Raw genomic sequence first — 26,347 nt, 5'->3', positions numbered from 1 at the left:
GCTAGGTCACTCGCATCAACGGAGCTTCAGCCCGTTCGGTCACACCCCGCCGACCAGCCACTTCACAAGATCAATTCGATCTTGCAAGAGCCCTGGTCACCGGCCAGGCCCCTGCTGCCGACGGCCGGGCTCCCGCCCCTGCCTGGTCCCGGACCCGGGCCACCGCCTGGGACCTCATCCGTGCGAACGAGGTCCACGACTACGACATGGTCTGCGGGGAGAACGTGCCCGACTTCGTGACCCGGTGGGCACTGTTCGAGGCGTGGGCCAATGTCTGGGACGCGATGGGCTTCAACGGCCAGATCGCCTCGGTCGACGCCGCCCACATCTCCGGCCCCGGCAACATGGCCGCCCCGCAGCACCGCCACCGGGTCCTGTTCGTCTTCACCCGCAAGGGGCTGCCGCTGCCCGACCTCCAGGTCCGGCCCGACTGCCTGTGCGTCGAGTGCGGCCCCGTCCAGGGCGTACAGGTGTGGGCCAAACGGTTCGACGAGCCCGGGGTGCGCAAGGCAGGCACCTACGACAAGCAGTACCGGTACGCCTGCCCCAACACGCGGTGCGGGCGTCGCGTCGAGCCCGTCACGCTGGCCATCGGTGACCACATCGACCTGACCATGCCCGGGCGAAGCTTCGGCGCAGGGCGCCGCGACCGCAAGAAGTTCACCCCCTACGCGCAGGAGACCCGCCGCAAGGTCGCCATCGGCCTGCAGCGGTATTCCGGCCAGCCCTTCCTCGTCGTGCTGCGCAACCACTGCACCGTGCAGTCCCTGGACGAGCCGATCGGCGCGATCACCGCCGAAGGCAACCATCACATGCTGGTCAAGCCCGGGCGCACCGTCGACGACTGCGAAGTCCAGATGATCAGCCTGCACACCAAGGCCCGGGCCCAGCGGTTCCCCGACGGACACGTCTTCGAGGGCACCACCGCCGCCGACCTGACCCGCCAGGTCGGAAACGCCGTCCCGGTCAACGTCGCCCACTGGCTCGCCCAGCGTGTTCTGCCCAGCCTGAACTGACCCGCCCACGGGCCGTGCCCCGCTCCGAGACGAGCCGCAGTCCATCGTCTCGGAGCGGGGCACTGCGCCGCCTCGCCCGGCCGGGGCGCGGGGCGGCATATCACTGACGGATCACCCAGACCAGGGTGGCGATGGCGGCGGCCGCGACGATCGGTTCGGTCAGTGAGGGATGAGCCGCGGCAACGTAGAACGTGCCGGCTGCGGCGAGCAGCATGAGAAGGATCTGCTGTGTGTCGACAGGGTGCTGATTCACAGGGTGGTCTCCGGTTGTGAGCGCACGGAACCAAGGCCCGGCGCAGAAGGGGTAGTTCCCGCAGACGGCGGGAAGGTCTGGGGTTCAGAGCAACAGGTGGAACAGGCGCATTCAATAGACGGCGGTGTGGCGAGTGAAGCGCCACGCCCGCGCCACACCACACACTGCTTCAAGCGGCGGTTAGCGGGTCAAGCACGCCATCACCTCTGGCCCACTGGCTTTGTCCACGAGAACGGGAGTCGTTTGTCGAAGAGCGCGGGAGGCACCTCGAAGGCTGCCAAGTCGATGTTCCCGAGTTCGGGAGGCACTCGGCCGCTGCCCTGCTGGGTACAGGGCGGCCCGGGGCATCTGGCAGCGCCGGTGGAGGGCGCTGGCTGCACCCTCCACCGTTTCGCTACGCCATGACCTTGTGCAGTGCGAGCACAGTCGCGCCAGCGGCACCGAGCCCCGGCAGCACACCTGCCAGGCTCAGGACGAGCGCGCCCGCCACGACACCGGCGAGCAGGATGACCGCCCAGCGCTGCGGCAGGGGCTGGGGGTTCTGAGAATCCGCCACTACTGTTCTCCTTGAAGAGTTCTTCGAGCAGGCGGCCCCGGCTGGTACCCGGGGCCGTTCGCGTCCGTGCGAACAACGTGCCGCCGCCCCCGCGTTGAGCGGGCCTGACATCCATCTTCAGGGGGTCCGGAAGAGCCTTCGTCAGGACGTGATCAACGTTTTGATCCGGGTAAAGGGTGACAGGGTCACCTTTACCCGGATCAAAACAGCGGGATCAAAAACGCTAACCAGTTTTTGGAGCGATCGTGGCTGATGCACAGAAGACGAACGAGCGCAGACTGCGCCGGCTGCGGCAGATGCGGAAGACCGGTTCGGTCACGAATGCCTCTGAGGCCCTGGATGGATTCTGGAAGGCCGGGAAGGAGCCGGACCGGATCGTCCTGCGCAGCACCCTGTTGCGGGCCGACGGGGATCGGTCGAGGCTCACCAAGCTGGTCCTTCCGCGGGGAATTGCGCTGCGCTTCTACCTGCTGGCAGCCTTCGAAGCGCAGTGCCGACTGGACACAGGAGACCCCTGGAAGAACGTTCTCCCGCTGAAGGGGGGCGGATCGTGGTCCACCCTCGTTGCCATCGACGGTGCGTACGACACCAAGTCGGGTACGTACGACACCGCGCTGGAGAACATGCCCCCGGAACTCAACAGCGCGAGGATGGAGGAGCTGTGGCGCAAAAGGAAGCTGGAGGCCCTGCGACTTCAGCAAGTCAAGGGAGCCCTGAGGACTCTGGAAGAACTCGGCCAGGAGGACTCCCTGGTCACCATGCCTCGAGGGGCGCGCGGACAGCGGTTGTACGAGAAATTCTCGCTCATGGAGGAGGCCGGGCGGGGCGATAGGCAGACCCCGGACTTCTACACCGTCCCCGCCTATCAATGGGCAGCCACCAAGACGATCACGCTCCCCAAGGACTTCTTCCTGAAGGGCTGGATTCAGGTGCTCAATCCTTCCGAGGTCGCCACCTGGCTCATCCTGAGAATGATGAGCAAGTGGGCGCCCAAGAAGCACCACACGTCGGGCGTCTTCTTGACCACGCGGCCCCGCATGCAGATCTTCGGCCTGCGTGACGATGCCTGGGAGGACGGCTGCCAACGCCTCCTCGAGTTCGGTCTCATCCGCCACGCCGAGGCACCCGAACCGGAAGAGGTTGCCGAAATTGCGGGCACCGACCCACTCATGAGGCTGCTCTTCTCCCAGCCGACTCGCGTCCGCCAGCCTTACGAGCCGCACCTCTGGCAGGTAACCGATGGTGGTCTCGCCAAGGATGCCGCAGAGACGGTCTACAACGCGCTCGCCCATCGGCAACGGGCACTAGACACTGCCGCCACAAAGCGCGCGCAGCACGATCCCGTGCGCCTCGCCGGTCACCCACCGACCAACGAGTGAGGCGCACACCGCACGCCGCTGCTCTTTCCATAGGCAGCCGGCTCGGCCGTCAGTGACTCCCAAACACATCGACATTGATCAAGTGACGTGGATACGCAGTGACTTCCGAAGCCATCGACAAACGACTCCCGTTCTCGTCTACAGAGCCAGGCCCACCACGCCCGGGGACAGCTCCGGGCCCCAGGACTCTCTGCCCGTGCCCGAGAGCTGACGGGGTGGCCGGTTAACCATTTCGCTATAGATACTGTACAGTTTTTTATGTCGCGCCGTTGGTCGCAGCGCACTCCCAAACCCGATCCGCCCACAGGCCAATGCAGCATTGGCCGCAGAAGGAGACTGACATGATCCGTGCCGGCCGCACCCCCATGGGCTCCGCAGACGTAGCCAAGCGCCTGGACCGCAAGAAGCTGCTCCCCGCCGTGGCCAAGACGCTGCCCCCGCCCATCAGCCGCTCGGGGGCGCAGACCCGCATCTGGGACTTCGAGCAGGTAGAGGCCCACCTCACCGGCCGGGAGATTCCCGAGATCCCCGAGACGGACTCGCCCGATGACCTGCTGGACCGGGAAGAGGCCCGACTTCAGCTGCGGAACGTCATCAAGCCGTCGGCATGGGCCGCTTACGTCGCCCATGACTTCGCCCCCAGCCCCGATCAGAACGTGTGCGGCGTACCCCACTGGAAGCGCAGCACCATTCTGGAGTGGGACGCCAACCGTCCGGGAGAGCGGGCCGGCGGCGGACGCCCCAAGGGCAGCAAGGACACCAAGCCCCGTGACCGCGCGGCTGATCCCCGGCTGGCTCGCGCTGACGCACGCAAGGAACGTGTGCGCCAGATGCTGCTGAAGACGGGCCCCAAGCTGACCACGGCTGAAGTCGCCGCAGCCGAGAGCATCACAGAGCGGCAGGCCGCACGGCTGCTCAGCGAGCTCCGCAGCGCGACCGCGTAGCCACTCCCTGGACCAGTCCCGCCTGCTGCCACTCACGCCAGACCATCACTGTCCGTAACACCGCCATGGGTGAGGTACGCGGGTGGCCCGTGCGCATCCTGCACCGTTGTGGCTCTCCTCCCGAAGTGCGCGACGCCCAGGACTGGGCACGGATGCCGCGCATCGCGGAACCTAGCAGTGCGCAGTCTGCGCTCTGCGCCTGCTGGAGTTTGGAGCTACTTGCGCCGTGGCGTCCGACCTGGCCGCGCAATGCGCAGTGCGCAGCCGCTTCGCCGCGATTGATGAGGTGCCGGCTGAATGCGCGGACAGGCCCTGGGCGTTGCCCGCAGACATTGCGCTTCCTGAGCAGCGGGCGTAGGCGAGGATCCTCTCGCCTACGCCGCACCATTTCAGAAGAGCTGACGCCGCAGTGAGTAGTCCGCCACCCGTGGTGAGTTTTCCCGCGGCCCGTGGTGAGTGGCCGCCCGTTGGCAGTGAGTTTTCCTCTCGCCCCGTCAGGGCGTTAGTGAGTTTTCATCCTGCCCCGTTGAGGCCCAGTGAGTTTCGCCGTCATGCCGTAGTGAGTTTTGCGATCGGCCGGTCCCCGAGCCCGCCGCATGTTCAGGCCCGCCGGCCTGAGCAAGTGGGCTCTGACCAGGCGTGGTGAGTGGCGGACGCTACTCACCACGGGCTGCGAAAACTCACCACCAGGGGTGTTCCCGAACCGTGATTTCAACCGGGTTGTCGTGGTGAGCGTTCCGGTGAGTGGTGCCGGGTTCCTTGGAGGCAAGACCGACCGCTTCTTCCTCCTGGAGCTCTGGCATGACCGTAGGAACCCCTCGAAGGCCCGCCCCCGCGGGGGCGTCTTCCTCGCCGCCGCTGCGCCCGTCCGGGCCGCACGTGAGCTCTCTGCGGGAGGCGAAGCGACGTGTGTCCCTGGCCCGGATCGGGGCCTGGACTGCGCTCGCGGCCGGGCCTGTTGCGCTGATCGTCGTGTGCGCAATGCCCCGTACCGCCGCCTCGACTGCGCAGCCCAAGGCGGCTGCTTCGGTCCCGGTGCGCAGTGCGGATCCTGCCGGTGTGGCCGCCCTGTTCTGCGATCTGTGGCTGCGCAGTGACGACGCCGTGCCCGACAGTGTGACGGCCCGTGCGGTGAAGACGCTCGCTCCGGACGTGGTCCTTCCCTCCCGTGCCGGCGGGGCGGTTGCGCAGTCGGTGCAGAGCGTGGTGGCGGTGCGCAGTGAGCGGGTGGCGGGTGAGGCGTGGTCGGTGGTGGTGGCCGCGCAGTTCACTGTCCGTGACGACAACGCCGAAGCGGGGAGTGGGGCGCAGGCGTCGCGGGTCGTGAAGTATTTCGCCGTTCCGGTGTCCGCGTCGAGTTCCGCGACGGGGGCGGGGGCGTTCGCAGTCACCGCTGCCCCGGCGCAGATCGCCGGGCCTGCCGTGGTGCCGGCGGCGGCGAAGGGCTCGAGGTTCGAGAACCAGCTTCCGGCCGATGGTGAGGTCGTCGCGTCGCTGGGCGAGTTCTTCAGCGCCTATCTGGCCGGAGTCGGTGAAGTCGGCCGTTACCTGTCGCCCGGCACGGAGCTGGCGGCGGTTGCCGGTTCCGGGTATTCGGCGGTGGTCGTCGAGGAGGCGTTCGCCGACACCGAGGCCGCCGGCGGGCCGGTGCCCAAGGACGGCACGAAGGTCCGCGTCCAGGCGCGCGTCGATGCCGTGGTGGCGAAGACGCAGAAGTGGCCGCTGGCCTACGAGCTGACCATGACCGCACGCTCCGGCCGGTGGGAAGTCACCGCCCTGCACGCCGGAGCCGACCCGACGGCGACGTCGTCGTCCGCGAAGGCCTCCGCCGCGGCGGGGGGTGAGGAGCAGTGAGCCGCTCCCTCGTGCTGGCCGGGAAGCTCGATGCACTGGGTGACTCCTGGCTGGACACCCTGGAGGACTGGGGCGACCAGGGCCTGAAGGTCGCACTGATCGCCATCGTCGTCATCACCGTCGTGCGCAAGGTCAGTCTGAAGGCGGGAATCGGAGCCCTGATCGGCTTGGTGCTCGCGCTGGGCATCTACAACTCGCGCAACTCGCTGGCGAGCATCTTCGAGGACGAGGTCAACAACCCCGCCAATTCGCTGCCCGCGGTGACCCTCGTGGTCGACGAGAAGACTCCGGCGCCGGATGGTGTGCTGTGAGCGCCGCGAAGCCGGAACGGCAGCGGGTTGCCCGGGTCTACACCGCGGCCCGCCGGCACCCGTGGGTACTGGGCAAGCTCGGCGACTGGGTCATCTGGTTCGGCCCCTACACGCCCGCGCAGCTCGCGGTGCTCGGTGGCGGCGCCCTGCTGCTGGTGAAGACGTTCTCCTGGTGGTCGTGGATGGGCCCGGTGCCGGTGGTGCTGTGGCTGGTCGCCGTGTGGGCGGTACGCGGAGCGAAGATCAGCGGTCGGTCGCCGCTCACCGCCGCGCTGGGCTGGCTGACGCTGCTTGCCCGCCACCCGGCAGGACGGATCCGTGGCCGTGTGGCCCGCGACCGGCAGACCACCATGCTCTCCGGCACGTTCGTCATCGAGCAGGCACCAGAGCCCGCACCGGCTGAGGTCGCTGACCTCGCGCCCGCGCCTGCGCCCGCCCCTGCGGCAAGGCGTCGCACGAAGGCGAAGCGCGAGCGGCCGACGCGCGTCGTCCCAACCGCCCGGCCGGTGCCTCAGGCGCGGCCGGTGCCGGCAACTGGTCTGGCCGGGCTCCTGTCCGGTGCGCAGATGGCGGGGAGGTCCTGATGCGAATCCCGTTCCGGCACATCGCCGGGCACCTCGTGTGGTCGACGTCGGGGACCGTATGGGCGGTCTGGCGGGTCGCCCCGGTCGGCGGCCGATATGTGGCACCCCAGGTGCGCGACGAGATCTTGAGCCGCGTCACGTCCCTAGTGCGGTCACTGGCCGGCGCGCCGCGTCTGTTCGGTTTCGCGGCGCGGGTGGATCCGGGTGAGGTCGCCGAGCAGATGGTCGAAGGCGTCGACTGGCAGCACCTGCCCCCATGGGCGGAGACGACGGCGGCCGCTCTGGATCTGCTGGCCGGTCAGGAGATGCACCGGCGGACTCTGTGGCTGGCGGTGCCGCTGGTTTCGCCGGGGCGTCGGTTCGACTTGGCCGCGAACGGGTCGGCGATGTGGTCGGAGCTGTCCGGTGCGCTCGGTCTCGCGCCGGTCCCGGTCGGCGCGGACGAGGTCGCCGAGTTCACCGAGCGCGCGCAGCGGGTGCAGTCCGCGCTCGGTGGTGGTCTGTCGCTGCGTCCGGCCCGCCCCGCGGAAATCGTGTGGATGGTCCAACACGCGGTCCACCGAGGGCTGGAGGAGCCGCTGCTCGCCGACGCCGAGGAGTCCGATCTCTACGGCAGCCGTCTCGCCGGCAGCGCGCTCCGCTCCCCCTCCTACGCCGACCTGGGCCAGGTCCGCATCACCGAAGGCGGCCGGCCCGCCGCAGCAGAGAGCGAGAACCGGAAGGACGGGAAGGGCGGCCGCTCCAAGCCGGGTGGTGCGGCGTGGTGGCGTAGAGATGGTGCTTCGCCGTTGGCGCGGCGGTGGCTGCAGGTGGAGTGCGAGGCCGGGACCGGCTACCAGGCGCACCTCGCGCTGGCTGAGTTCCCCGCCGTACAGGCGTTGGAGTCCGCGGATCTCCTCGCGCAGCTGGAGTCGCTGGACTTCCCGGTCGACTTCACCGTCGACATGCAGGTGGTTCCTTCCGAGCGTGCTCGTGAGCAGGTGCGGCGGAAGAAGAAGGAGCTGCTGGACCAGGCCGAGCAGTACGGGGCCCAGCCCACGGGGATGCCGCACTCCCTGCCGGATGCGGCCGGGGATCTGGCCGAGCAGGATGCCCGGTTGTCGCGGTCGAGTGTTGAGGTCGAGGTCCAGTCCGTCACCGTCCTGACCGTGTGGGGGGCGGACTCAGCAGTGTGCGACGCCCGGGCCCGGGCACTGGTCGCTCTGCTGTCGGGTGGGGACTACCGGGCGGTGCGCCCGCACGGCATGCAGGAAGCCCTTTTCGCTCTCGGGCTGCCCGGGTCGGTACGGCCGGCCGGGGTAAAGGAGTTCACGCAGCATCAGCTGTCGGAGGACTGGGCCGCTGGTGGTGCGTTCACGAACACGCAGGTCGGGGATCCGAGCGGAATGATGGTCGGCGTCGATCTGGACTGCGGGACGATCCGCCCGGTCCTGATCAACCTCGCGGACGCCCCGCAGCGCAACGCGAGCGCGTCGATGGGCATCGTCGGTGACCTCGGCGGCGGCAAGAGCGTGCTGGAGAAGCTCCTCGTGTCCGCCGTTGCCGACCGGGGCGGGCGGGCCATCGTCATCGACCGCACCCCGATCCGGGAGTGGGCGACGTTCGCCCGGTCCGCAGCCGTGGGCCGGTGCGAGGTCATCGACGCGGCGAAGGCGCAGCTGTCCATCGACCCGCTGCGGGTGTTCGGCGGTCCGGTCGGCGCGCACTACGCCCTGTCCTACCTCACGCTGCAGCTCGGTGTCGGACCGATGTCCGCCTCCGGTGCGGTCCTGCACCACGCGGTCGAAGAGGCCGCCGCCGGCCCGGATCCGTCCATGGCCTCGGTGCTCCGAGCACTGGGGGTGCTGGCGAAGAAGAGCTCGGCGGGTTCCAGCCGCCGGGACGCGGCGACCACCATGTCCGAGCTCCTGGCCATCGTCAGCTCGAACCCACTGGCCGGGATGGTCTTCGACCCGGACCTTCCGCCGGTGACGCTGGACGGCGATCTCAGCGCCGACATGGTCGTCATGACCACCACCGGGCTCACCCTTCCGCCGCGGGAGGCGTTCGCCGACATGGAGGTGCTGCGACAGCAGCCGCTGGAGGCGCTGATCGGCCGGGCGGTGCTGTATCTGATCGCGGCCATCGCTCGGCAGGCCGCGTTCAGTGACCCGTCGCGGTTCTGCACCGTCGCGATGGACGAGGCGTACTGGCTGACCAGCAGTGCCGAGGGCAGCGCTCTGGTTCACGAGATCCTGCACGACGGCCGCAAGCACGGGGCCGGCTGCATCCTGGCCGCCCACGACGCCGACGAACTCGGCAAGGACGCGGGGCTCCTCGCGTACAAGGCCCTGGCCCGCACCAGCGACCAGGCCCGGGCCCGCAAAGGGCTGGCATTCCTGGGGCTGAACAGCGAGGACGAGGACCTGGTGCGCCTGGTCACCACCGGCCTGTCACCGGTCGGCCAGAAAGGACGCGAGGGCGAAATGCTGCTGCGCGACCCACGCATGCAGGTCGGTCGGATCAAGGTCCACGTGCCCCCGGTCCCCCGCATCGAGGACGCCATCTACACCACCCCCACCGCGGCGAAGCCCACCGGCGCATCCAGCGTGCTCCTCGAGGAGGCCACCCATGCGGACGTCTAGTGCCGACCGGCTGGCACTGCTCTTCCTTCTGGGTGCCGCGCTCCTGGGCCTCTTCGGCCCCTCCCTGCCCTCTCTCGCCGAGACCGTCCGGCAGCAGGTACTGGCGGAACAGGCGTGCCTACAGGTCTTCGTCCCCGCCCTCGCGTACTGCCCCGCGCAGCCGGAGGACGGGCGATGACCTCTGCGACAGCCCTCCGCTGTGCGGGCCGCGTGCGTCGGTGGGTACCCGATCGCGGCACGCTGCACCAGGCCGCGTACGTCTGCGTGCTGGTCGTGGTGTTCCTGGTGGTGAACGGGTCGGTCGCGCATGCCGCCACCGGCGGTAACGACTCCGCGGACCTGCTGGCCCCGCTGAATATCCGTACCTCCGAGGGGATCCCGATCGACGGGTACGAACTGTCCGCGAACGGCGGTTCGATCGTGTCCCTGAAGTCGCAGGCCCTGGCGTTCGTCCTGAGCGGTGTGTTCACGATCATCCGGGTGTTCGTCGGGCTGGCCTGCTGGGCCGTGGAGTTCGCCTTCCGCTTCCCGCTGCTGCGGATGCTGTCCGCCCCTGCACAGAAGGTGTCCGACTCCTACGAGAGTGCGGTCGTCGACACCCTCGGCCTCAAGGGGTTGCTGCTGGGCTGGGCGTTCGTGTTCGGGCTGGTCATGATGATGCGCGGCAAGGTGGGCAAGGGGCTGGGCGAGATCGTGCTCACCCTGGTCATCGCCGCGCTCGCCGCGTCGGCATTCGTCCGCCCGGACTACCTGCTGGCCGAGCAAGGCCCCTTGGTGGCGACGCAGGAGGCCGCGGCGGAGGTCGCGCAGCTGACGGTGAACTCCTATTCCTGGGGCGGGAAGATCGCGAGTACGCATCCGTGCTCCGGCCTGTCCGGGACGGCCGAGCTGCGGTGTATCGAGCGTGAGAAGGAGAAGCCGGTCTCCTCGACCGAAGTGGCCCGGCCCATTCAGGAGTCCGTGACCAACGCGCTGGTCGTCAAGCCGTACATGCTCCTGCAGTACGGGCGGATCCTGGACCCGGCGAAGGCCTCCGACAAGAAGGCGTACGCCATCCATCTGCGTCTGGTCAGCGGCGGGTACCTCGCCGCCGCTGACAAGGACAACCCGTGTGCGGACGTCGACGGGATGGCCAAGGACTACTGCGAGAGCGAGGGGCACAGCCGTGAGGGTGTGCTGCCGCCACTTACCCCGGGCAACTCGCTGCTGGAGACGGCCAGCCCGGTCCTGACCGAGGAGGACCAGCAGCTCGCGGCCGCGCTGGAGGACCTGGAGAAGGCTGGCCCGGTCGGCAAAGCGTGCGCCGAGTACGCGAAGAAGCCCACGTGGTGGCGGGCCGGCGGCGCCGTCCTGCTGCTGATCGCCGCCCTGCTGATCTGCGCGATGCTGCTGTCCGCGGTCATCGTGCTGCTGGGCACCCAGGCCGCCGACGTCGCCGCCGCGGCCGCGGGCGTCGTCGCGTTCGTCCTGGGGATGCTGCCCGGGCCGAGCCGGCAGGCCGTGTGGAAGTGGATGGCCGTCTTCGCGATCAGCATGCTGTCCACCTTCGCGATCTGCATGGTCATCCCGTTCTTCGGGATCGCCATGGACGCGATCCTCACCGACGGCCCCGACCTGATGATCGAACGGATCCTGCTCCTGGACATCCTGGCCCTGGTCGGACTCGCCCTGCACCGCCGACTCCTGGCCGGGGTGACCTCCTTCGGCAACCGCATGGCCATGCGGATGCGGTACGCGAAGATCGGCGGCTCACACCTGCCCGGTGACACGTCGGAGCTCGGTGCCGCGCTCGCCATGCACTCAGGTGGGCAAGGCGGTGGTACGGGGGGCGGTCTGCTGGGCGGCATGTCCGCAGCCCCGCGTCTTCTGGGCATGCGGCACGGACTGCTGAACACGGTGGCCGCGATGGCCGACGGGGCGGGCATGCCCATCGACGGCGGGCGGCTGCTCGGAGAAGCAGCAGCCGAAGGCCGCCGCGGCATGGCACCCATGATGCTCGGCCTGGCCGGAGGACGCCTGGCCCTGCGCGGCGCCTACGGGGCCCTGATCGGCCGCCGCCCGCAGGAAGAAGACGAGTCCGTACGGCTCCTGCGGCACATCGCCCACGGCCAGCACCCCGGCCCGGGCGGGCCTGGCGCCCCCGGAAGGCCGGGCGGCGGAGCAGGCGGCCCCGGCGGCACGGACGGAGCCGGCGGCATGACCGTGAACAGGACGACCGGCGAAATCCTGCACGACCCGACATCGGACCGACCGCTGCTCGGACCCCGTATCCACCGGCGCGCCATGCGATTCCGCGGGTACCGGATCGCCAGCCGCACCGCCCGCATCGGGTACGGGGCCACCGTCGGCGCACCCCGGCACATCAGGACGGGCGCGGGCAGGGCATCGGAGTACACGCAGGACGCACAGATCCAACTGCGGGTCGCGGCCAACCAGGTCCGCGAGGATGCCGGTGAATGGGCGTCTGCCGGCCGGGCCACCGCCGCGCGCATCGACCACGTCTCCCAGCGTGCCGCCGCCACGTGGCAGGCCTACGACCCGCCGACCGCGGTACGCACCGGTGTCCGCAACGCAGCCGCCGGGGCGATCATCGCCACCGGCCCCACGTCCAGGCCGTCACCGGACCGGACTGGACCGGGCGGAGGCGAGACGTCGACCGCACGTCAGGAAGACCCCGCGATCGACGCCCGCCGCCGCGTGTTCGACGCCCTCATGCGGGCGCAGCGCACCGGCTGGGACAACGACCCGTCCTGGGGCGGTGATCCGGAGTGAAGGCCTGGCGGAAGGCCGGATGTCTCGGTGTGCTGCTCCTGGTGTGTGCGGTGAGCTGTGTCGCGCCGATGGTCTCGAGGATTTCGGCGGCCACGAGCATGAGCGGGGCGCAGGGGGAGGACATCGGGGGGTCGGCCCCAGGGATTCCCGATCGGATGCTCGCCGCGTACAAGAACGCGGTCATCGGGGTGAAGGACGTGGTGCCCCAGTGTCGTGGCATGCGGTGGCAGATCCTCGCCGGGATCGCCCGCATCGAGTCCAACCACGCGATCGGGCACAGCGTCAGCGCGGCCGGGGACATCAGCCCGCGCATCCTTGGCCCTGCCCTGAACGGATCGGGTGTCGGCGGGAACACCAGCGTGTTCCCCGACACCGACGGCGGTGAATGGGACGGCGACCCGGTGTACGAGCGGGCGGTGGGCCCGTTCCAGTTCCTGCCTCAGACGTTCCGCGGCTATGGCCAGGACTCGAACGAGGACGGTGTCACCGACCCGCACAACGCGGACGACGCAGCGCTGGGAGCCGCCGCCTACCTCTGTGGGGAAGGGCGGAACCTCAAGGACGAAGACCAGCTGAGGAAGGCGATTTTCGTCTACAACCACAGCGACGCCTACGTGGCCGACGTCCTCAGCTGGATCCACCGATACGACGAAGCCTCCGCCGGGGCCGGTGAGATCGGGCAGGCCACCGGCGACGTGAGAACCGTCCTGTCCGCGGCCCTCGCGCAGAAGGGGGTTCCGTACTCCTGGGGAGGTGGCAACGCCAAAGGGCGCTCGCGCGGGGTGTGCTGTTCTCCTGGCGGGCAGGACGGCCGGACCGTCAACGGCTTCGACTGTTCAGGTCTGGCCCTGTACGCGTTCGCGCAGGCCGGGGTGAAACTGCCACGCCTCGCCGCCGCCCAGGCCGGTGTCGGTACCCGGATCCCCGCTTCTGCCGGGGTCGGCGCGCTCAAGCCCGGCGACCTCGTGTTCTACGGCTACATCCCCACCCGGGACAGCACCATCCACCACGTCGGGATCTACCTCGGAAACGGCCAGATGATCAACGCACCCCGGCCGGGGACCAACGTCCGGATCGACTCCGTGAGCTCCATGTCCGACTTCGCCGGAGGAGCACGAATCCTGTGACCTCCCCATCGCCTTCAAGCAGCAGCCGGGGCCGTGTCCTGATCGCGGTGGCCGGCCTGCTGGCCGCGACCGGCTGCGCCCTGGTCGTCTACGCGATGCCCACGAGTACGAGCGACGGGTCCACACCAACAGCTCTTACTTCCTCTGCTCCGGCCCCCGAGACGCCGGACCCGACCACTCCCGCCAATGAGCCTGCGGCCGACGCGGGGCCACCGGTCGCGAAGGGCCCGGCCGAGCCGGTGCATGGCTCCGCGTCGCCGTCGGCACCGGCCCCGGAGGAGGTCCTGCCGGAGCCGGGGGCAGGACCTCGCGCTGACCCGCTGATCCAGGCTGCGCTGGAACGCGCTGTCCCTGCCGACCTTGCGCCGGCCGACGAGCAGCGGCTGACCACGCTGGGGCGGGCCGTGTGGCTGGCCGAGATCACCGGTGCTGACCGGACGACGTGGCCCGGCTACTTCCCCGATCCCGGTATGACGAGCGGGTACTCCCGGGTCCGGATCCAGGGGCTGATCGCCCGCCGCGACACCAAGCACCAGACCGACGCGGTGGTCCACCTCGTATGGGCGGGAGCCGACCCGTCGGGCACGTTCCTGGACGGCCGCACCGCCACCCTCCGATTCACACGCCAGGAAGGGACGTGGACTCCCGTGCGGTGACGAAGGACCTCCGTCGTGGTGAGTGACGAGTGAACGCCGTGGTGAGTTCACTGCCAAAGGCTCTGCGCGCCCGCCGCCCGGAGGCATCGCGCAACACACGAATTCTCGGAGAAAGGGGCCCTGACCAGGCGTGGTGAGTTGCAGGGGGCACCGCCGTGCCTGGCTCAGGAACTCACCGCCGCAGGCGTTTCCCAACCGTGATTTCAACCGGGTGGCTGTGGTGAGCGATTCGGTGAGCGGGCCCGGGTTCCTTGAGGACAAGACCTGATCGCCTCTCGCTCCGTGGAGTCCCGCATGTCATTCCAGCCCTCTCAGTGGCCCGACCGTACGTCAGGCCCGGCCCGGCCGACCGGCGCCGCTCTGTCCGCCGGCACACGCGGAGGAGCCTCATGCCCGTCCGTGCGGTGACGCTCGCCTCCGCCCCGAGTGCGGCGTGGGACGTCCTGACGTTCCTCGGTTCGCTGGCCTGGTCGTGGGTGAACTGGACCTACGAGTACGCGTGGCTGCTGGGCCTGGTCGGCGCCATCGCGGGGGGTGCCTGGGTGGTTGTGGAGCGGCGGCTGTCGGCGGCGGCTCTGGAGCGGCGGACGTGTGTGGAGCTGGTGCCCTCGCGTCAGTTCGAGACGACGAGCGAGGAGATCGGCCGGTTCGGTGCGCAGTTGATCCGGGCGGCTGGTGCGGGTCCGTGGTGGGCTCCGCGGTCTGCGCGGGCGGTGCGGGTTCGGCTGCGGGCCGATGGGAGCAAGCCGTTGTCGTACCGGGTCGAGGCTCCGGCTTCGGCGCGGCATCTGCTGCTGCAGACCCCGTACGCCCGAGTGCGCTCGGAGCCGGTCCGTCAGCTACGCGGCAGACGCAAGTCGCCGGAGCACACGGTGCGGGCGGTGTTCGCTCTGCACGGCGCTCCGGGGTCGCGGCTGCGGGACGTTCCGCTGGAGCCGGATCCGTTGCAGCCGCTGATTGATGCGGTCGCCGATCTGCGTGCGGATCTGGGCGATCTGGCGGAGGTGTGTCTGGATCTGTCGCCGGCGTCGAAGTGGCGTCTGCGGGCCAGGCGGTGGCAGGTCGTTGACAGGGCGCGGCATCACGCGCGGCGTGAGTCGCGCCGGGAGGCCCGGTGGATGACGCAGGACGCCGCGACGATGGAGGATGCCCTGGCATGGCAGGTCACGAAGCTGACCATGCCCCACGAGCAGCGTGCGGGGTCGGGGCGGAGCCTGCTGATGGCGCCGCGGCCGCCGCGAGTCGATCGGGACAAGGTGCTCGGCAAGTTGGCCGAGGATGCCGGGCTGGTGCGAGTACAGCTGCTGGTGCGGTGTTCGTCCGACGTGGTGGGCCGGGCCGAGCGCCGGCTGCGGCACATCGAGGCAGCGTTGGATGTCTACGCCGCCCGGGCCCGGCTGTCGTCGACCGGCTGGTCGCTGGGCCCGGTGCGCTTCGGGCCGGACCGGTGGCCGTGGCGGGACCGGTTCGACGAGCAATGGAGGACCGGCCTGATCCGGCCCGGGCGCAATTCGTGGGCGCGGGTGGAGGAGCTCGCCGGGTTCCTGAAGCCGCCGACCGTCCACGCCCGGTTGCCGCTGCTGGCCACGGACATCCCGACGTTCGACCCGGAGGAGCTGCAGCAGGGGCTGGTCCCGCAGGGCTGGTACCGGGGGCCGGACGGGCGGGAGCGGCTGGTCGCGACCCGGGAGGACGACACCCTGTTCGAGGTGCAGGTCGGCAAGGCCGGATGGGGCAAGACCATGCGCGCTCTGTGCCAGGCCGTCGCGAGTGCCCACGGCGGGCGGGGGCTGGCGTTCGTCGACCCGCACAGCGACTCCTGGAAGACCGTTGCCCCCTACCTCGCGCATCCGGAGATCATGGGCCGGACGTGGTTGTTCGACCTGACGGTGCGCCGGGATGAGGACAAGCTGGCGTGCTGGAACCCGTTGAGCATGACCGGCGGGCGGGCCGCACACGAGGTGACAGCGGCGATGGTCGACGCGTTCGCGACCAGCCTCGGCTGGGGAGACGCGAGTGCCCCGCGCGCCATCACGATCCTGACCAAGGCGATCGAGGCCCTGGTCGCAGTGAACAGCAAAGCCGTCGACCACAACGCCCCGCAGTGCCAGGCCACCATCTTCCAGATCCGGCCGCTGCTGACCGACCCGACCTTCAGACAACTCGTCGTCAACGGCCTCGACACGGAAACAGCCGCATGGTGGACGACGTCGTTCACCGAGATCCCCAAGGACGCCCTGCCCACCGTCCTCAACCCCCTGGACCGCCTCGCCTCCTCCCCCGTCATCAAGGCCTTCCTCGGCCAGCCGGTCGGCAGCTACGACATCCGCCGCGCGATGGACGAATCCAACGTGGTCTGGATCTGCCCAGCCGGCACCGGACCCACCGACCGCCTCGTCGTGTCCCTACTCGTACGCGACATGCTGCGCGCCGGCCTCTCCCGGCGTGACCTGCCCGAGCGCCACCGGGCACCGTTCCGCCTCTACCTGGACGAGCTCATCTCCCTCGACGGCTCCGCGTCCACCTCACTGGCGGAGATCACCGAGCAGCTGCGCAAGTTCGGGGTCCGGATGCACGGCATGACCCAGCTCCTGCACAGGCTCAGCGCGGATGTTCGGACAGCGCTGCTGCAGAACGCCTCCTGCCTGTCCACAACGGCCGGCTCGGTCGAAGCTGTTCGCCACATCACCAACGAGTGGGGCGACCAGGTCAGCCCCGAGGATGCCGCCGAGCTTGACCGCTACCGCCACTGGGCTTCCTTCACTGTCGCCGGCAGGCGCGTCGGCCCCCTGCTGATCCGCGGACCGGAACTGAGCGAAGTCTTCAGACCACTCGCCAAACGCGACAAGGTCCGCGCACTGCTGTGCGCCGCCCACACCAACACCGGAGCCAAACCACTCGCCGTGCTCACCGAAGCCGCCACCACACACGAAAAAACCGTTCGCGGCTTCCTCTCTCAATCCAGCCACGACACCACCGAATCCGCCACAACCGAACGGGAGCAGTACCGATGAACAGCAACATCGAGAACACCGAAGACACTGCCTGCTCGGCAGAGGCGTCGGCCGTAAAGCCGCAGCACGCCACCGAGGAGACCGCGGCGCACCGGGCGATGGCCTTGCTCGCCCAGCTCCGCGTCGTCACCACCCCGCAGCTGCACCAGATGCTGTCACCGAACGCACGATCGGTGACGTCGCGGATGCTGAGTGGCCTGCTGGCCGACAAATTGATCAACTTCTCTGTTCTTCCCCGAGCCCACAGGGCCCGGCTGTGGTTCCTCTCCCCGCGCGGGGCGCAGGTGGCGACGCTGTGGCCGGAGCTCCGGGGCCGGAGCGTGGTGCCGCCGGGCAATGCGACCGAGGCCCGGCTGCGGGCTCCGCACTCCCTGGCCGGTATCCGGGCGCACCTGACGTTCCTCGATGACGCGGGTGCCCGGGGCGATGAGTACGGGCCGTTGGACTGGGTTCCGGAGGTCGCGCACCGGTTGCCGGACACCGGTGGTGAGGACCGGCTGATCGCGGACGCGGTGATGCACTACACGGCGTCCTCGCCACGCAGGCTGCAGTTCCGGGCGTTCGTGGAGATCGACCGAGCCACGATGAGTTCGGAGCGCCTGGCGAGCAAGCTGATCTCCTACGCCCGGTTCCACGACTACACCCCTCAGCCCGTCGGGCGGCGGGGTCTGGTCGGGGACCAGGCCGCGATGCTCGCCTGGCAGCGGTTCTACCCGCGTTTCCCCCGGATCCTGTTCATCCTCACCGGCGCTTCCCCGCGGACGCTGCAGCAGCGCACCGAGGACCTGCGGGCCATGACCAGTGAACATCCGCTCGTCGCGACGTTGGCCGCCAAGGTTCCGCTCGGGGCGGCCGTGCTGGAGGACCTGGAGGAACATGGTCCGTCCGCGCCGGTGTGGACGCCGCTGTCCGGGGCGGCCGAGCGCCGGTCGTGGATGGAGCTCTGATGGCGGCGCAGCCACCGCGGCGGTTCGGAGGGAGCATCCGGCGCGGGCCGATGGCCGCTGATGCCTTCCAGGCCCAGTTCACGCAGATCCACAACGCCCTCTTCCGGGACCGTCGCCTGTCGTTCAAGGCCAAGGGCATCTTCGGGCTGATCAGCACGCACCGGGACGGCTTCGGGGTGAGCCAGGCCGCCATCGCCTCGTTCTCCACCGACGGTGTCGCGGCCGTGGGCTCCGGGCTGAAGGAGCTGATCGGCTTCGGGTACCTCCAGCGCGAGCGGAAGCGCAACGGCCTCGGTCAGCTCGGCGAAGCCGAGTACTTCATCACCGACATGCCGCAGGGCCTGATCCTCACCTTCGACCCCGGCTTCGACCCTCTCGACCAGGGCCCCGGGGCCGGGGAGCAAACCCGCAGGTCAGAGCCAGGATGCGGAAACCGCACACAGGTACCCGCGGAACAAACCAGCAGGTCAGAGCCTAAATGCGGTTTCCCTAAACAGGGTGAGCCAACATTGGGAAATCGCCTACATAAGAAGACCACTACTTCTAAGAAGACCAACAAGAACAAGAAGGATGCGGCTGCGCCGCGTAGCGGTGGGACGTCCGTCAGGACTTCAACCTCAGGTAGTAGCGCGCGTGAGCCTCAAAGCGGCTCCGCCGCGTCCACAACGACGCCCCCTCGACCCGACCCGAACGAAGCAGGCCCCGGCCGGCGCAGGGACGGGCGGGCCGGTGGCGGTCGGGAGGCGAGGCACACCGCGGCGGAACTGGCCACGGTGCGGTCGGTGCGCGCCTTCTACCCGCCGGAGCTCCTGGAGGTCCTGCCGGAGCTCCCCCGGGTGTCCTCGGCGATCCTGTCCGCGATGCGCACCGACGGGCGCACCGTCGAGCAGCTCGGTGAGCGGATCCAGTACCGGTGGATCCACCACGGGTACGCCGCCAAGCATGCTGCCGGGAAGCTGAGCAGCCCGGTGGGTGCTGCAGTCGCGATGGTGCGGCCGCTGCGGCGGGGTGACCGCTACGCGTGTGCTGACGCCCGGTGCGAGAACGGCCGCGACGTCATCACCGGTGTCGAGTGCCGTCTGTGCGAGGTCCGTATCGCCGACCAGAGGGCGGCCAGGGCGCGACGTAAGGGCCTGGCAGGCCCGCCGGGTGGCATCGCCCCACCCGAGGCTTCACGGGCAACTGGAGGTCGCGCGGGGCGGCTCAAGGACTGCGAGGAGCCCTCGTGCCGGCAGCCGATCCCCGCAGGCGGCGGCCCACTGTGTTCGGGCTGCGTCATCGACGCACAGGAAGCCCAGGAGGCGGCGGAGAGGGCGGCAGCCCGATGGGACGCCGAGGCGGACACCCTTCCGCTGCACCACGGAACGGACCCGCAGGACGGGGAAGACGCCGCCACGGCCAGGCTGCGTGCCCGGATCGCCGGCGCGTGGGGCACCCCGGAGGAACTCGCCGCGTACGGACACGGCGCCCAGCGATGAGCCAGCCAGCGGGCCGTCCCGGCAGCGTCACCGATCAAACAAGACCGGACGGACGGTTCCTCGCCGACAGCCCGGCAACTGCGGATCACCTCTTTCGGCCTCGTTGCCGACGAATCGACTAACTGACTGGATAGGTGCTGGTCAACAGGGGTGTTGGCCGCAACGGAGGGAACAGGCGTATGAATTCCTTCGCAGACTGCGCTGAAATAGGCAGCTACGGGGGCCTTATGGCGATTTCCAACGTCCCTAACAGGCTGGGTTGTTGAGACAACTTTGCGTAAGGTACCGATTTAGACTGCCAAGTTGGTTTCGAAGGCGATCACCTGCCACCGCAGACTCAGCACAGGTCGCACCACTTGTAGGCATATGCATGGGAGACGTAGTGACGCGGACAGGACGGCGAAGCAGCTCGAATCTTCGCAAGCGAAACCACCTCAGGTCGGCAACCCTGGTGCTGGCCGCATGTGCGCTGACCGCCGTAGCCGGATGTAGCTCCGATCCAGATGAGGACGCGAAGCCTGACAAGGCGCCGAGCCCTGCCGCCACTGCGAGTGCGCCATCGCCACCCGCTGACCCTACGCAGGCCGCTGAATCAGCCGCAGTCGCTGCCTATGGGCAGTACTGGCGGGAGATGGAGCAGCTCTACGCGGACATCAACAGCAAGAGCGATCGGCTGAAGAAGGTGGCGTCCGGGCTGGCACTGGTCAACGCCGAGGACGACGCGCAGCAGATGCATAAGAAGGGTGCCCTGATCATCGGCAGCGTCTCTGTGGTCGACTCCACCGTGACGGCCTCCGATATCAGCCGCGAGGTACCCAAGGTTGTCCTCACCAGCTGCCTCGACATCTCGAAGTGGCAGGTCGTCAAGGCCGACACCAAGAAGCCTGCACCGTTGCCGTCCACACGCCTGACGAAGTACGTCATCACTTCCACGCTTGAGAAGTGGCCCCAGGGCTGGGTGGTCATCGACGACAAGCCGCAGGAGAAGGCATGCTGACCGGGCACAGATCAACGGTTTCGGTGGGCGCGGCACTGCTTCTGGCCGGGTACGCACTCGCTGGTCAGGCAGTTGCCGACGGCCCAGGAGGAGGAGCCGCCCTCTGTGGCAAGTTCGTCTGCGTCGATGCCAGCACTCCTGGGAAACCAGGCAGCACTGGCGGAGGCTCACAGGTCGATCCGCAAGGCGATTCCGGCGAGGCGCCGAGCGAGGGCGTAAGCACGATTCCGGGCCGGGACTGCACGATCCGCAAGTTGGATCCGCAGCCGGCCGCCGGCAGTGACCTGTGGGAGGGGCACAAGCCGGGGGATGGGGCGATCTACGTCGCTCCGTGTGCCGAGGCTTCCGGCGGGGCCGCCACAGACTCAGTCGTCGGACGAGTCTTCTGGGCCGCGAATCAGCCGGCGGCCGTCGACCCGGCCGAGCTGGCGCGGCAGGCCGTGGACAAAATGCTGCTGCAGGGGCCGGAGATCGGTATCACTCCGAAGCCGGGTGGTACGGGTGTGATCGGTATGCCGGTGTACATGTGGACCGCTACCGGCCCCGAGACGTACGGGCCGAACACGGCCAGCGCTACGGCCGGTGCCGTCACAGTCTCCGCGGTGGCGAAGGTCAGCAAGATCGTATGGACGATGGGTGACGGCAAGACCGTCGTGTGCACGACGGCCGGAACACCGTACAAGAAGTCCTACGGCGCGGAACGGTCACCGGACTGCGGGCACCTCTACACGCGTCCGTCGTCGACCCAGCCGTCTGGGAAGTATCACGTCACCGCGACGTCCACGTGGACGATCAACTGGACCGGCGGCGGTACCTCCGGCCAGCTCACCGAGGTCCGCGACAGCGACATCGACATCACCGTCGCAGAGGTCCAGGTCGTCAACTAGCCCAGCGCAGGCGTCAGCCGCCACTCGTCTCGGCTTCCTCGCCATTCCCCTTGAGTTCCTGCGTGTCCCAGGAGGCAGCAGATCGTGAGCAAGAGCACCACCATCCCCGCGCCCGGCCCCGGCGCGCAAGAGTCAGGCCAGGGGCGCCCCCAGCCGGTCGCGGCCCCGCGCATGGTCAAGCAGCGCCGGCGCCGGCCCGGGCTCATCGCCCTGTCCGTCGCCTTGATCGCGGTGGGAGGTCTGTCCGGCGCCGTGCTGTACTCCGCGTCGGGCCAGCGCACCCCGGTACTCGTCGTGACCCGCGACGTTCCCGTGGGCACGAAGCTGACCAAGGCGGATCTCGCCGAGGCGTCGGTCGCGCTGGACCCTGCGGTGAAGTCCGTGAAGGCCTCGAAGGCTGCTGGGCTCGTGGGGCAGCGGGCAGCTGTCGACCTGCGGGCCGGTTCGCTGCTGACCCCGGCCCAGGTAACGGACAAGTCCCTGGTCGGGCCCGGTCAGCAGTTGGTCGGAGTGAGCCTGAAGCCGTCCCAGATTCCTGCCACTCGCTTGTCACCGGGCCAGAAGGTCCTCGTCGTGAGCACCCCGGACGCCGACGCGATGGAAACCGCCAAGGAGAGCGGTCTGGAGGCGAAGCCGCAGACGGTGGCCGCCTCCGTCGTCGCTGTCGGCTCCCCGGCCGTCGGTACCGGCAACGTAGTTGTGGACGTCGCGGTGCCTGTGAAGGACGGCCCGGCACTCGCTGCCCGGGTCGCGACCGGGAACGTCGCGGTGATCGTCGATGCCCGGGGCGGCAGCTGATGGCTGTCATCGCGCTGGCCGGCGGACTCGGTGCGCCGGGAGTTACTACGGCGGCGATGGCGCTGCTGCTGACGTGGCCGCTGGAAACGGGGCACCGGGTGGTGCTCGCCGAATGCGACCCCGACGGCGGCGCGATCCTGCCCGGAGCGTTGCAGGGCACGCTCAGCAATACACATGGCATGCGGAACCTCGCGCTGGCTGGTCGTCAGAACCAGTTGGGTGAGGCCTTCTGGCGGCAACTGGTCGATGTGACCGATGCCGGGACCCGTGACCGTCTTGTTCTGCCCGGCCTCTACGACCCGGCGCACGCATCGTCCATGGGGCCGGTGTGGGACCAGCTGGCCCACCTGTTCGCCGGGGTCGAGGAACACCAGCACGACGTCCTCGTCGACCTGGGCCGCCGCGGAGCGTTCGGCCCCTCCGGCGTCCTGGCGCAGCGCGCCGATGTCGTCCTGATGGTTGCCCAGAACACGTTGCGCAGCTTGCAGAGCGCCGAGGTGCGGTTGACGGCGCTGCGGGAGCAGGTCGGTAACGCGCCGGAGATCGGTCTGCTGCTGGTGGGCCGTGGCTCTTTCTCCAAGGAGGAGGTTCAGAAGCATCTGAAGACCGACGTGGTGGCGACGCTGCCGTGGCGGCCTGCCGAGGCCGCGGTGCTGTCCGACGGGGCGAGCCAGCCGCGGAAGTTCGAGTCCAGTGAGCTCATGCGTGGCGCTCGCACCACGACGGAGAAGGTCCTCGGGATGGTCGCCACTCGCAGGGCACGCCTGGGACCTCCCGGACAGAGCGGCCGGGTGGTGGCTGGTGCGCGCTAACCCCATCTACCACAACCCTCAGGTCACGCCGTTCGACGAGCGGATCGCGGCCCAGAGCCAGGCCCGTCCCCACCCCGCACAAAGTGAGCCCCGCACACCAGCGCAGGGCGGGTCAGGTACTGGCGCTGCTTCCCCTGCTCGGCCGGGGGTGGCCGTCGACTACGAGGCCGTTCGGCTGATCAAGAAGGAGGTCGGGGAACGGCTGACCGCGCTTCTTCGGGCCGAGCCGGGTATGTCTCCGGCGGCGCAGGAGCAGCGGGGGCGGGCTCTGATCAATGAGCAGGTGGCGATCTGGTCGGATGCCGAGGCGGTGAAGCGTGGGTTGTCCACGACGCCGGCCGAGGACGCGGCGATCTCGCAGGCGGTGTTCGACCTGCAGTTCCGGGCCGGGCGTCTGCAGGTGCATCTGGACAACGCGCGGGTCGAGAACATCCTGATCAACGGCTACCGGTACGTGTGGCTGGACTTCACCGATGGGCGGCGGGTCCAGGTGGCTCCGGTCGCGGACTCGGATGAGGAGCTGCGCGAGCTGCTGCGGGATCTGGCCCGGCGTACGACTGGGCAGAGCGAGCGCAGCCTTTCCACCGCGGATCCGTTCCTCGCGCTGCGTCTGGCCGACGGGTCGCGGCTGCAGGCCATCATCGACGTGACCCCGGGCACTTACGTCACGATCCGCCGCCATGGCATGCGGCACGCGAATCTGGATGACCTGGTGCAGGGCGGGATGCTGGACACGACGCTGGAGCAGTTCCTTCGGGCGTGCGTCCGCGCGGAGAAGAACGTGATGATCGTCGGCGGGCAGGCCGCCGGCAAGACGACGCTGCTGCGCGCGTTGTTGAAGGAGATCGACCCCGACGAGCGATTCGCCACGCTCGAGACGGAGTTCGAGCTGTTCGCCCACGAGAACGGGTTCCACCGTCAGGTCGTGCCGATGGAGGCGCGCCAGTCCAACGGTGAGCGCGTCGATGGACATGGTGCAGGCGAGATCTCGCTGATGGACCTGATGTACAGGGCGCTGAGGATGTCGCTGGCCCGGATCGTGGTCGGTGAGGTCCGCGGTCCGGAGATCGTGGCGATGCTGCAGGCGATGACGAACGGGCAGGGCGGCAACCTCTGCACTCTGCACGCCATCCACCCGAGTGTCGTCTTCGACCGGATCGCCGAGCTCTATCTGCTGGCCCAGGCGAACATGTCCGAGCAGCTGGCCTACCGTCAGGCCGCGAACGGGCTGCATTTCATCGTCTTCGTGAACTCGATCGACGAGACGAAGATCGCCGGACACCGCCACCGGTTCCTCTCCCACGTCGTGGAGGTGACGGGTATCGGTGAAGGCGGGCGCCCGGATACGAACACGATCTTCGGGCCACGCCCGGAGTGGGACGAGCCCCGGGCCGTGCCGTTGATGCACCCCAGGTGCATCAACGACCTGCGCCGCGTCGGATTCGACTCCGACCTGCTGAACGCACCCCGTGGCACCTGGCCCACGGTCCTGCCGCTCAAGATCCGGGAGGTGTCCTGATGGGTGCACTCCTGCTGTGGGTGCTGGCCGGCCTCGCCCTGGCCGGCGGAATCGTCGGCCTGGTCGCCGGGATCGTCGGCACGACCCGGCCCAAGGGCCCCTCTGTGGCGGCCCGGCTGCGAGCACGGACCGGATACGCCGATCAGGACGCGCGAGCACGCCGCCGGAACATGCTGGTCGCTGGTGCAGTTGTGGGCGGGCTGTTGTGGCTGCTTACCGGGGTTTTCGTGCTGGGTGTTCTGGTGATGCTGGCGGCGGTGGGGGTGCCGTGGCTGCTGGCGCCGACGAAGGGCGCCGTGGGGCGGATCGGGAAGCTGGAGGCGCTGGGTGACTGGACGCAGCGCCTGAGCAACGTGCTGCGGCTCGGCCGCGGCCTGGACGAGGCGCTGAAGCTGTCCCGCAAGGGTGCACCGGAGGCGATCGAGGACGAGGTCGGTGATCTCGTGGACCGGCTTCAGGTCGGGTGGAGGTCGACGGACGCGCTGCGTGAGTTCGGTGACGCGCTGGACGACGTGACCGCCGACAAGGTCGTCGCCGCTCTGATCCTGTCTGCCGCCGACCGCGGCCCGGGCCTGGCCCAGGCGCTGGACGACCTCGCCGAATCCGTACATGAAGAGGTCGCGAAGCGCCGGTCGATCGAGTCGGACCGGGCCAAGCCCCGCACCACCGTGCGGTGGATGACCATCATCACCCTCGGTGTGATCGGTGTCGGCATGCTCGTGCCGAGCTACACCGCCCCCTACGGCACCGTGCTGGGCCAGCTGGTTCTTGGTCTGCTCGTCGTGGGCTTCGTCGCGGTCCTGGCGTGGATGCGGTCGCTGGCCGACACCAAGCCGGTCCCCCGCTTCCTGGTCGCCGACCCGCGCAGCCGCGTCACCGTCCTACCGCCCCCGGCACCCGGCGAGACCCCCGTTCTTCAGGAGGCCCTGTGATTCCCGTCGGCGCAGTCCTCGCCGGCTGCACGGTCGGCGCCGGGGTGGCCCTGCTCATCAAAGAGCTCGCCCGCCCCGCCCCCGCTCTGGGGCCCGCGCTGCAGCGACTGAACCACCCGACGCCCCCGCGGCCGGAGCTGTCCAGCGCGGACCGCGACGAGCGGTGGGGCGCCTGGCTCCTCGACCACGTGGGACGAGTACCTGGGGTGCGAGTCCCGTACCGGAATCTGGCGCTGGTCGGGCAGAGCCCGAGCAGGTTCATGCTGACCAAGGTCGCCTTGGGCGCCGGAGGCCTGTTGCTTCCGCCGTTGGCCACTTTGCCGTTCCTGCTGCTGCATATGCCGTTCTACCTGCCCGTCGGCGTCGGGCTGCTGTTCGGCGCAATCCTGTGGTTCGCCCCCGATCTCGCCCTGCGCGACCAGGCACGCCGTGCGCGGGAAGAGTTCGCGCACGCCATGGCCGCCTACCTCGATCTCGTCGCCTTGCGCCGGGCCAGCAACACCAGCGCGGAACAGGCGATGGAACAGGCCGCCCAGGTAGGCCAGGGGTGGGCGTTCGTACGGATCCAGGAGGCGCTGGCCCGCTCACGGGTCGACAAGGTGCCCCACTGGGAATCCCTGGAACGGCTCACCCAGGAACTCGACCTGCCGGTCCTGGACGACTTGGCGGCCATCATGCGCCAGTCCTCGGATGACGGGGCGTCTGTCTACGCGACGCTGCGCTCCCGCTCGAAGAACCTGCGCACCGAGCTGCTGTCCGGCCAGGCCACCGAGGCCAACGCCGACAGCGAGAAGATGACCGCCCCCGGAGCCCTGCTCGCAGTGCTGGTCATGCTCCTCATCGCCTTCCCCGCGGTCATCCGCATCCTCAACACCTGAACGTACGCA

At 69.2% G+C, this 26,347-nt stretch carries 23 protein-coding genes; 21 read left to right on the top strand and 2 right to left on the bottom strand.

Features of this window, described 5'->3' with window-relative positions; genetic code table 11:
• The first annotated feature begins 224 nt into the window (after window positions 1-224).
• Window positions 225-1,016, top strand: coding sequence for a DNA cytosine methyltransferase (locus tag AB0F38_RS30520; RefSeq protein ID WP_361900370.1), 792 nt, complete (start codon window positions 225-227; stop codon window positions 1,014-1,016).
• A 100-nt stretch (window positions 1,017-1,116) separates the two neighbouring features.
• On the opposite strand, the gene AB0F38_RS30515 is transcribed toward AB0F38_RS30520, so the two are convergent.
• On the bottom strand, window positions 1,117-1,269 hold the full coding sequence (locus tag AB0F38_RS30515) for a hypothetical protein (protein WP_329830338.1): 153 nt from the start codon (window positions 1,267-1,269) through the stop codon (window positions 1,117-1,119).
• Window positions 1,270-1,663: 394 nt separating this feature from the next.
• Window positions 1,664-1,825, bottom strand: coding sequence for a hypothetical protein (locus AB0F38_RS30510; protein ID WP_361900367.1), 162 nt, complete (start codon window positions 1,823-1,825; stop codon window positions 1,664-1,666).
• 245 nt (window positions 1,826-2,070) lie between these two features.
• Here AB0F38_RS30510 and AB0F38_RS30505 point away from each other — a divergent pair, with 245 nt between their 5' ends.
• The 20 genes from AB0F38_RS30505 to AB0F38_RS30410 all read left to right on the top strand — a co-directional run bounded on the left by AB0F38_RS30505 (window position 2,071) and on the right by AB0F38_RS30410 (window position 26,338).
• Entirely contained in the window at window positions 2,071-3,204 is a 1,134-nt protein-coding gene (locus AB0F38_RS30505; protein ID WP_361900364.1) for a hypothetical protein, read from the top strand.
• 341 nt (window positions 3,205-3,545) lie between these two features.
• On the top strand, window positions 3,546-4,148 hold the full coding sequence (locus tag AB0F38_RS30500; RefSeq protein ID WP_361900361.1) for a hypothetical protein: 603 nt from the start codon (window positions 3,546-3,548) through the stop codon (window positions 4,146-4,148).
• A gap of 1,059 nt (window positions 4,149-5,207) precedes the next feature.
• Entirely contained in the window at window positions 5,208-6,002 is a 795-nt protein-coding gene (locus AB0F38_RS30495) for a conjugal transfer protein (RefSeq protein ID WP_361900358.1), read from the top strand.
• Complete coding sequence (locus AB0F38_RS30490; RefSeq protein ID WP_361900355.1) at window positions 5,999-6,313, top strand: hypothetical protein; 315 nt, start codon at window positions 5,999-6,001, stop codon at window positions 6,311-6,313. Before AB0F38_RS30495 ends, AB0F38_RS30490 begins: the two co-directional genes overlap by 4 nt.
• Window positions 6,310-6,897, top strand: a complete 588-nt coding sequence (locus AB0F38_RS30485) for a hypothetical protein (RefSeq protein WP_361900352.1) — start codon at window positions 6,310-6,312, stop codon at window positions 6,895-6,897. Before AB0F38_RS30490 ends, AB0F38_RS30485 begins: the two co-directional genes overlap by 4 nt.
• Window positions 6,897-9,521, top strand: a complete 2,625-nt coding sequence (locus AB0F38_RS30480) for an ATP-binding protein (protein ID WP_361900349.1) — start codon at window positions 6,897-6,899, stop codon at window positions 9,519-9,521. The genes AB0F38_RS30485 and AB0F38_RS30480 overlap by 1 nt, the downstream gene beginning before the upstream one ends.
• On the top strand, window positions 9,508-9,699 hold the full coding sequence (locus AB0F38_RS30475) for a hypothetical protein (RefSeq protein WP_361900346.1): 192 nt from the start codon (window positions 9,508-9,510) through the stop codon (window positions 9,697-9,699). Before AB0F38_RS30480 ends, AB0F38_RS30475 begins: the two co-directional genes overlap by 14 nt.
• Entirely contained in the window at window positions 9,696-12,293 is a 2,598-nt protein-coding gene (locus AB0F38_RS30470; protein WP_361900343.1) for a hypothetical protein, read from the top strand. Before AB0F38_RS30475 ends, AB0F38_RS30470 begins: the two co-directional genes overlap by 4 nt.
• Window positions 12,294-12,448: 155 nt before the next feature.
• Entirely contained in the window at window positions 12,449-13,420 is a 972-nt protein-coding gene (locus AB0F38_RS30465; RefSeq protein WP_361900340.1) for an NlpC/P60 family protein, read from the top strand.
• Window positions 13,417-14,076 carry a hypothetical protein gene (locus AB0F38_RS30460; protein WP_361900338.1) on the top strand — a complete coding sequence of 220 codons (660 nt, stop codon included), beginning with the start codon at window positions 13,417-13,419 and terminating at the stop codon, window positions 14,074-14,076. The genes AB0F38_RS30465 and AB0F38_RS30460 overlap by 4 nt, the downstream gene beginning before the upstream one ends.
• A 389-nt stretch (window positions 14,077-14,465) precedes the next feature.
• Window positions 14,466-17,090 (top strand): ATP/GTP-binding protein, encoded by a 2,625-nt coding sequence (locus AB0F38_RS30455; RefSeq protein WP_361900335.1) that lies wholly within the window; start codon window positions 14,466-14,468, stop codon window positions 17,088-17,090.
• A complete protein-coding gene (locus AB0F38_RS30450) occupies window positions 17,087-18,037 on the top strand; it encodes a replication-relaxation family protein (RefSeq protein ID WP_361900332.1) in 951 nt (316 codons plus the stop codon). Before AB0F38_RS30455 ends, AB0F38_RS30450 begins: the two co-directional genes overlap by 4 nt.
• Window positions 18,037-19,515, top strand: a complete 1,479-nt coding sequence (locus tag AB0F38_RS30445; RefSeq protein WP_361900329.1) for a hypothetical protein — start codon at window positions 18,037-18,039, stop codon at window positions 19,513-19,515. The genes AB0F38_RS30450 and AB0F38_RS30445 overlap by 1 nt, the downstream gene beginning before the upstream one ends.
• A gap of 631 nt (window positions 19,516-20,146) precedes the next feature.
• Window positions 20,147-20,512 carry a secreted protein/lipoprotein gene (locus tag AB0F38_RS30440; RefSeq protein WP_361900326.1) on the top strand — a complete coding sequence of 122 codons (366 nt, stop codon included), beginning with the start codon at window positions 20,147-20,149 and terminating at the stop codon, window positions 20,510-20,512.
• Entirely contained in the window at window positions 20,506-21,399 is an 894-nt protein-coding gene (locus tag AB0F38_RS30435; protein ID WP_361900323.1) for an ATP/GTP-binding protein, read from the top strand. The genes AB0F38_RS30440 and AB0F38_RS30435 overlap by 7 nt, the downstream gene beginning before the upstream one ends.
• 84 nt (window positions 21,400-21,483) lie before the next feature.
• A complete protein-coding gene (locus AB0F38_RS30430) occupies window positions 21,484-22,197 on the top strand; it encodes an SAF domain-containing protein (protein ID WP_361900320.1) in 714 nt (237 codons plus the stop codon).
• Complete coding sequence (locus AB0F38_RS30425; RefSeq protein ID WP_361900317.1) at window positions 22,197-23,009, top strand: hypothetical protein; 813 nt, start codon at window positions 22,197-22,199, stop codon at window positions 23,007-23,009. Before AB0F38_RS30430 ends, AB0F38_RS30425 begins: the two co-directional genes overlap by 1 nt.
• 148 nt (window positions 23,010-23,157) lie before the next feature.
• On the top strand, window positions 23,158-24,528 hold the full coding sequence (locus tag AB0F38_RS30420; protein ID WP_361900314.1) for a CpaF/VirB11 family protein: 1,371 nt from the start codon (window positions 23,158-23,160) through the stop codon (window positions 24,526-24,528).
• The gene (locus tag AB0F38_RS30415) at window positions 24,528-25,460 is read left to right on the top strand and encodes a type II secretion system F family protein (RefSeq protein ID WP_361900311.1); all 933 of its coding nucleotides are present in this window, start codon (window positions 24,528-24,530) and stop codon (window positions 25,458-25,460) included. The genes AB0F38_RS30420 and AB0F38_RS30415 overlap by 1 nt, the downstream gene beginning before the upstream one ends.
• A complete protein-coding gene (locus AB0F38_RS30410; RefSeq protein ID WP_361900308.1) occupies window positions 25,457-26,338 on the top strand; it encodes a type II secretion system F family protein in 882 nt (293 codons plus the stop codon). The genes AB0F38_RS30415 and AB0F38_RS30410 overlap by 4 nt, the downstream gene beginning before the upstream one ends.
• Window positions 26,339-26,347: the final 9 nt, after the last annotated feature.

This window comes from Streptomyces sp. NPDC025273, assembly GCF_040638585.1.
In the GTDB taxonomy this organism is placed as follows: Bacteria; Actinomycetota; Actinomycetes; order Streptomycetales; family Streptomycetaceae; genus Streptomyces; species Streptomyces cinereorectus.
Note: the sequence above shows the minus strand (reverse complement) of the source record. Positions and strands in the feature narration are given on the sequence as shown.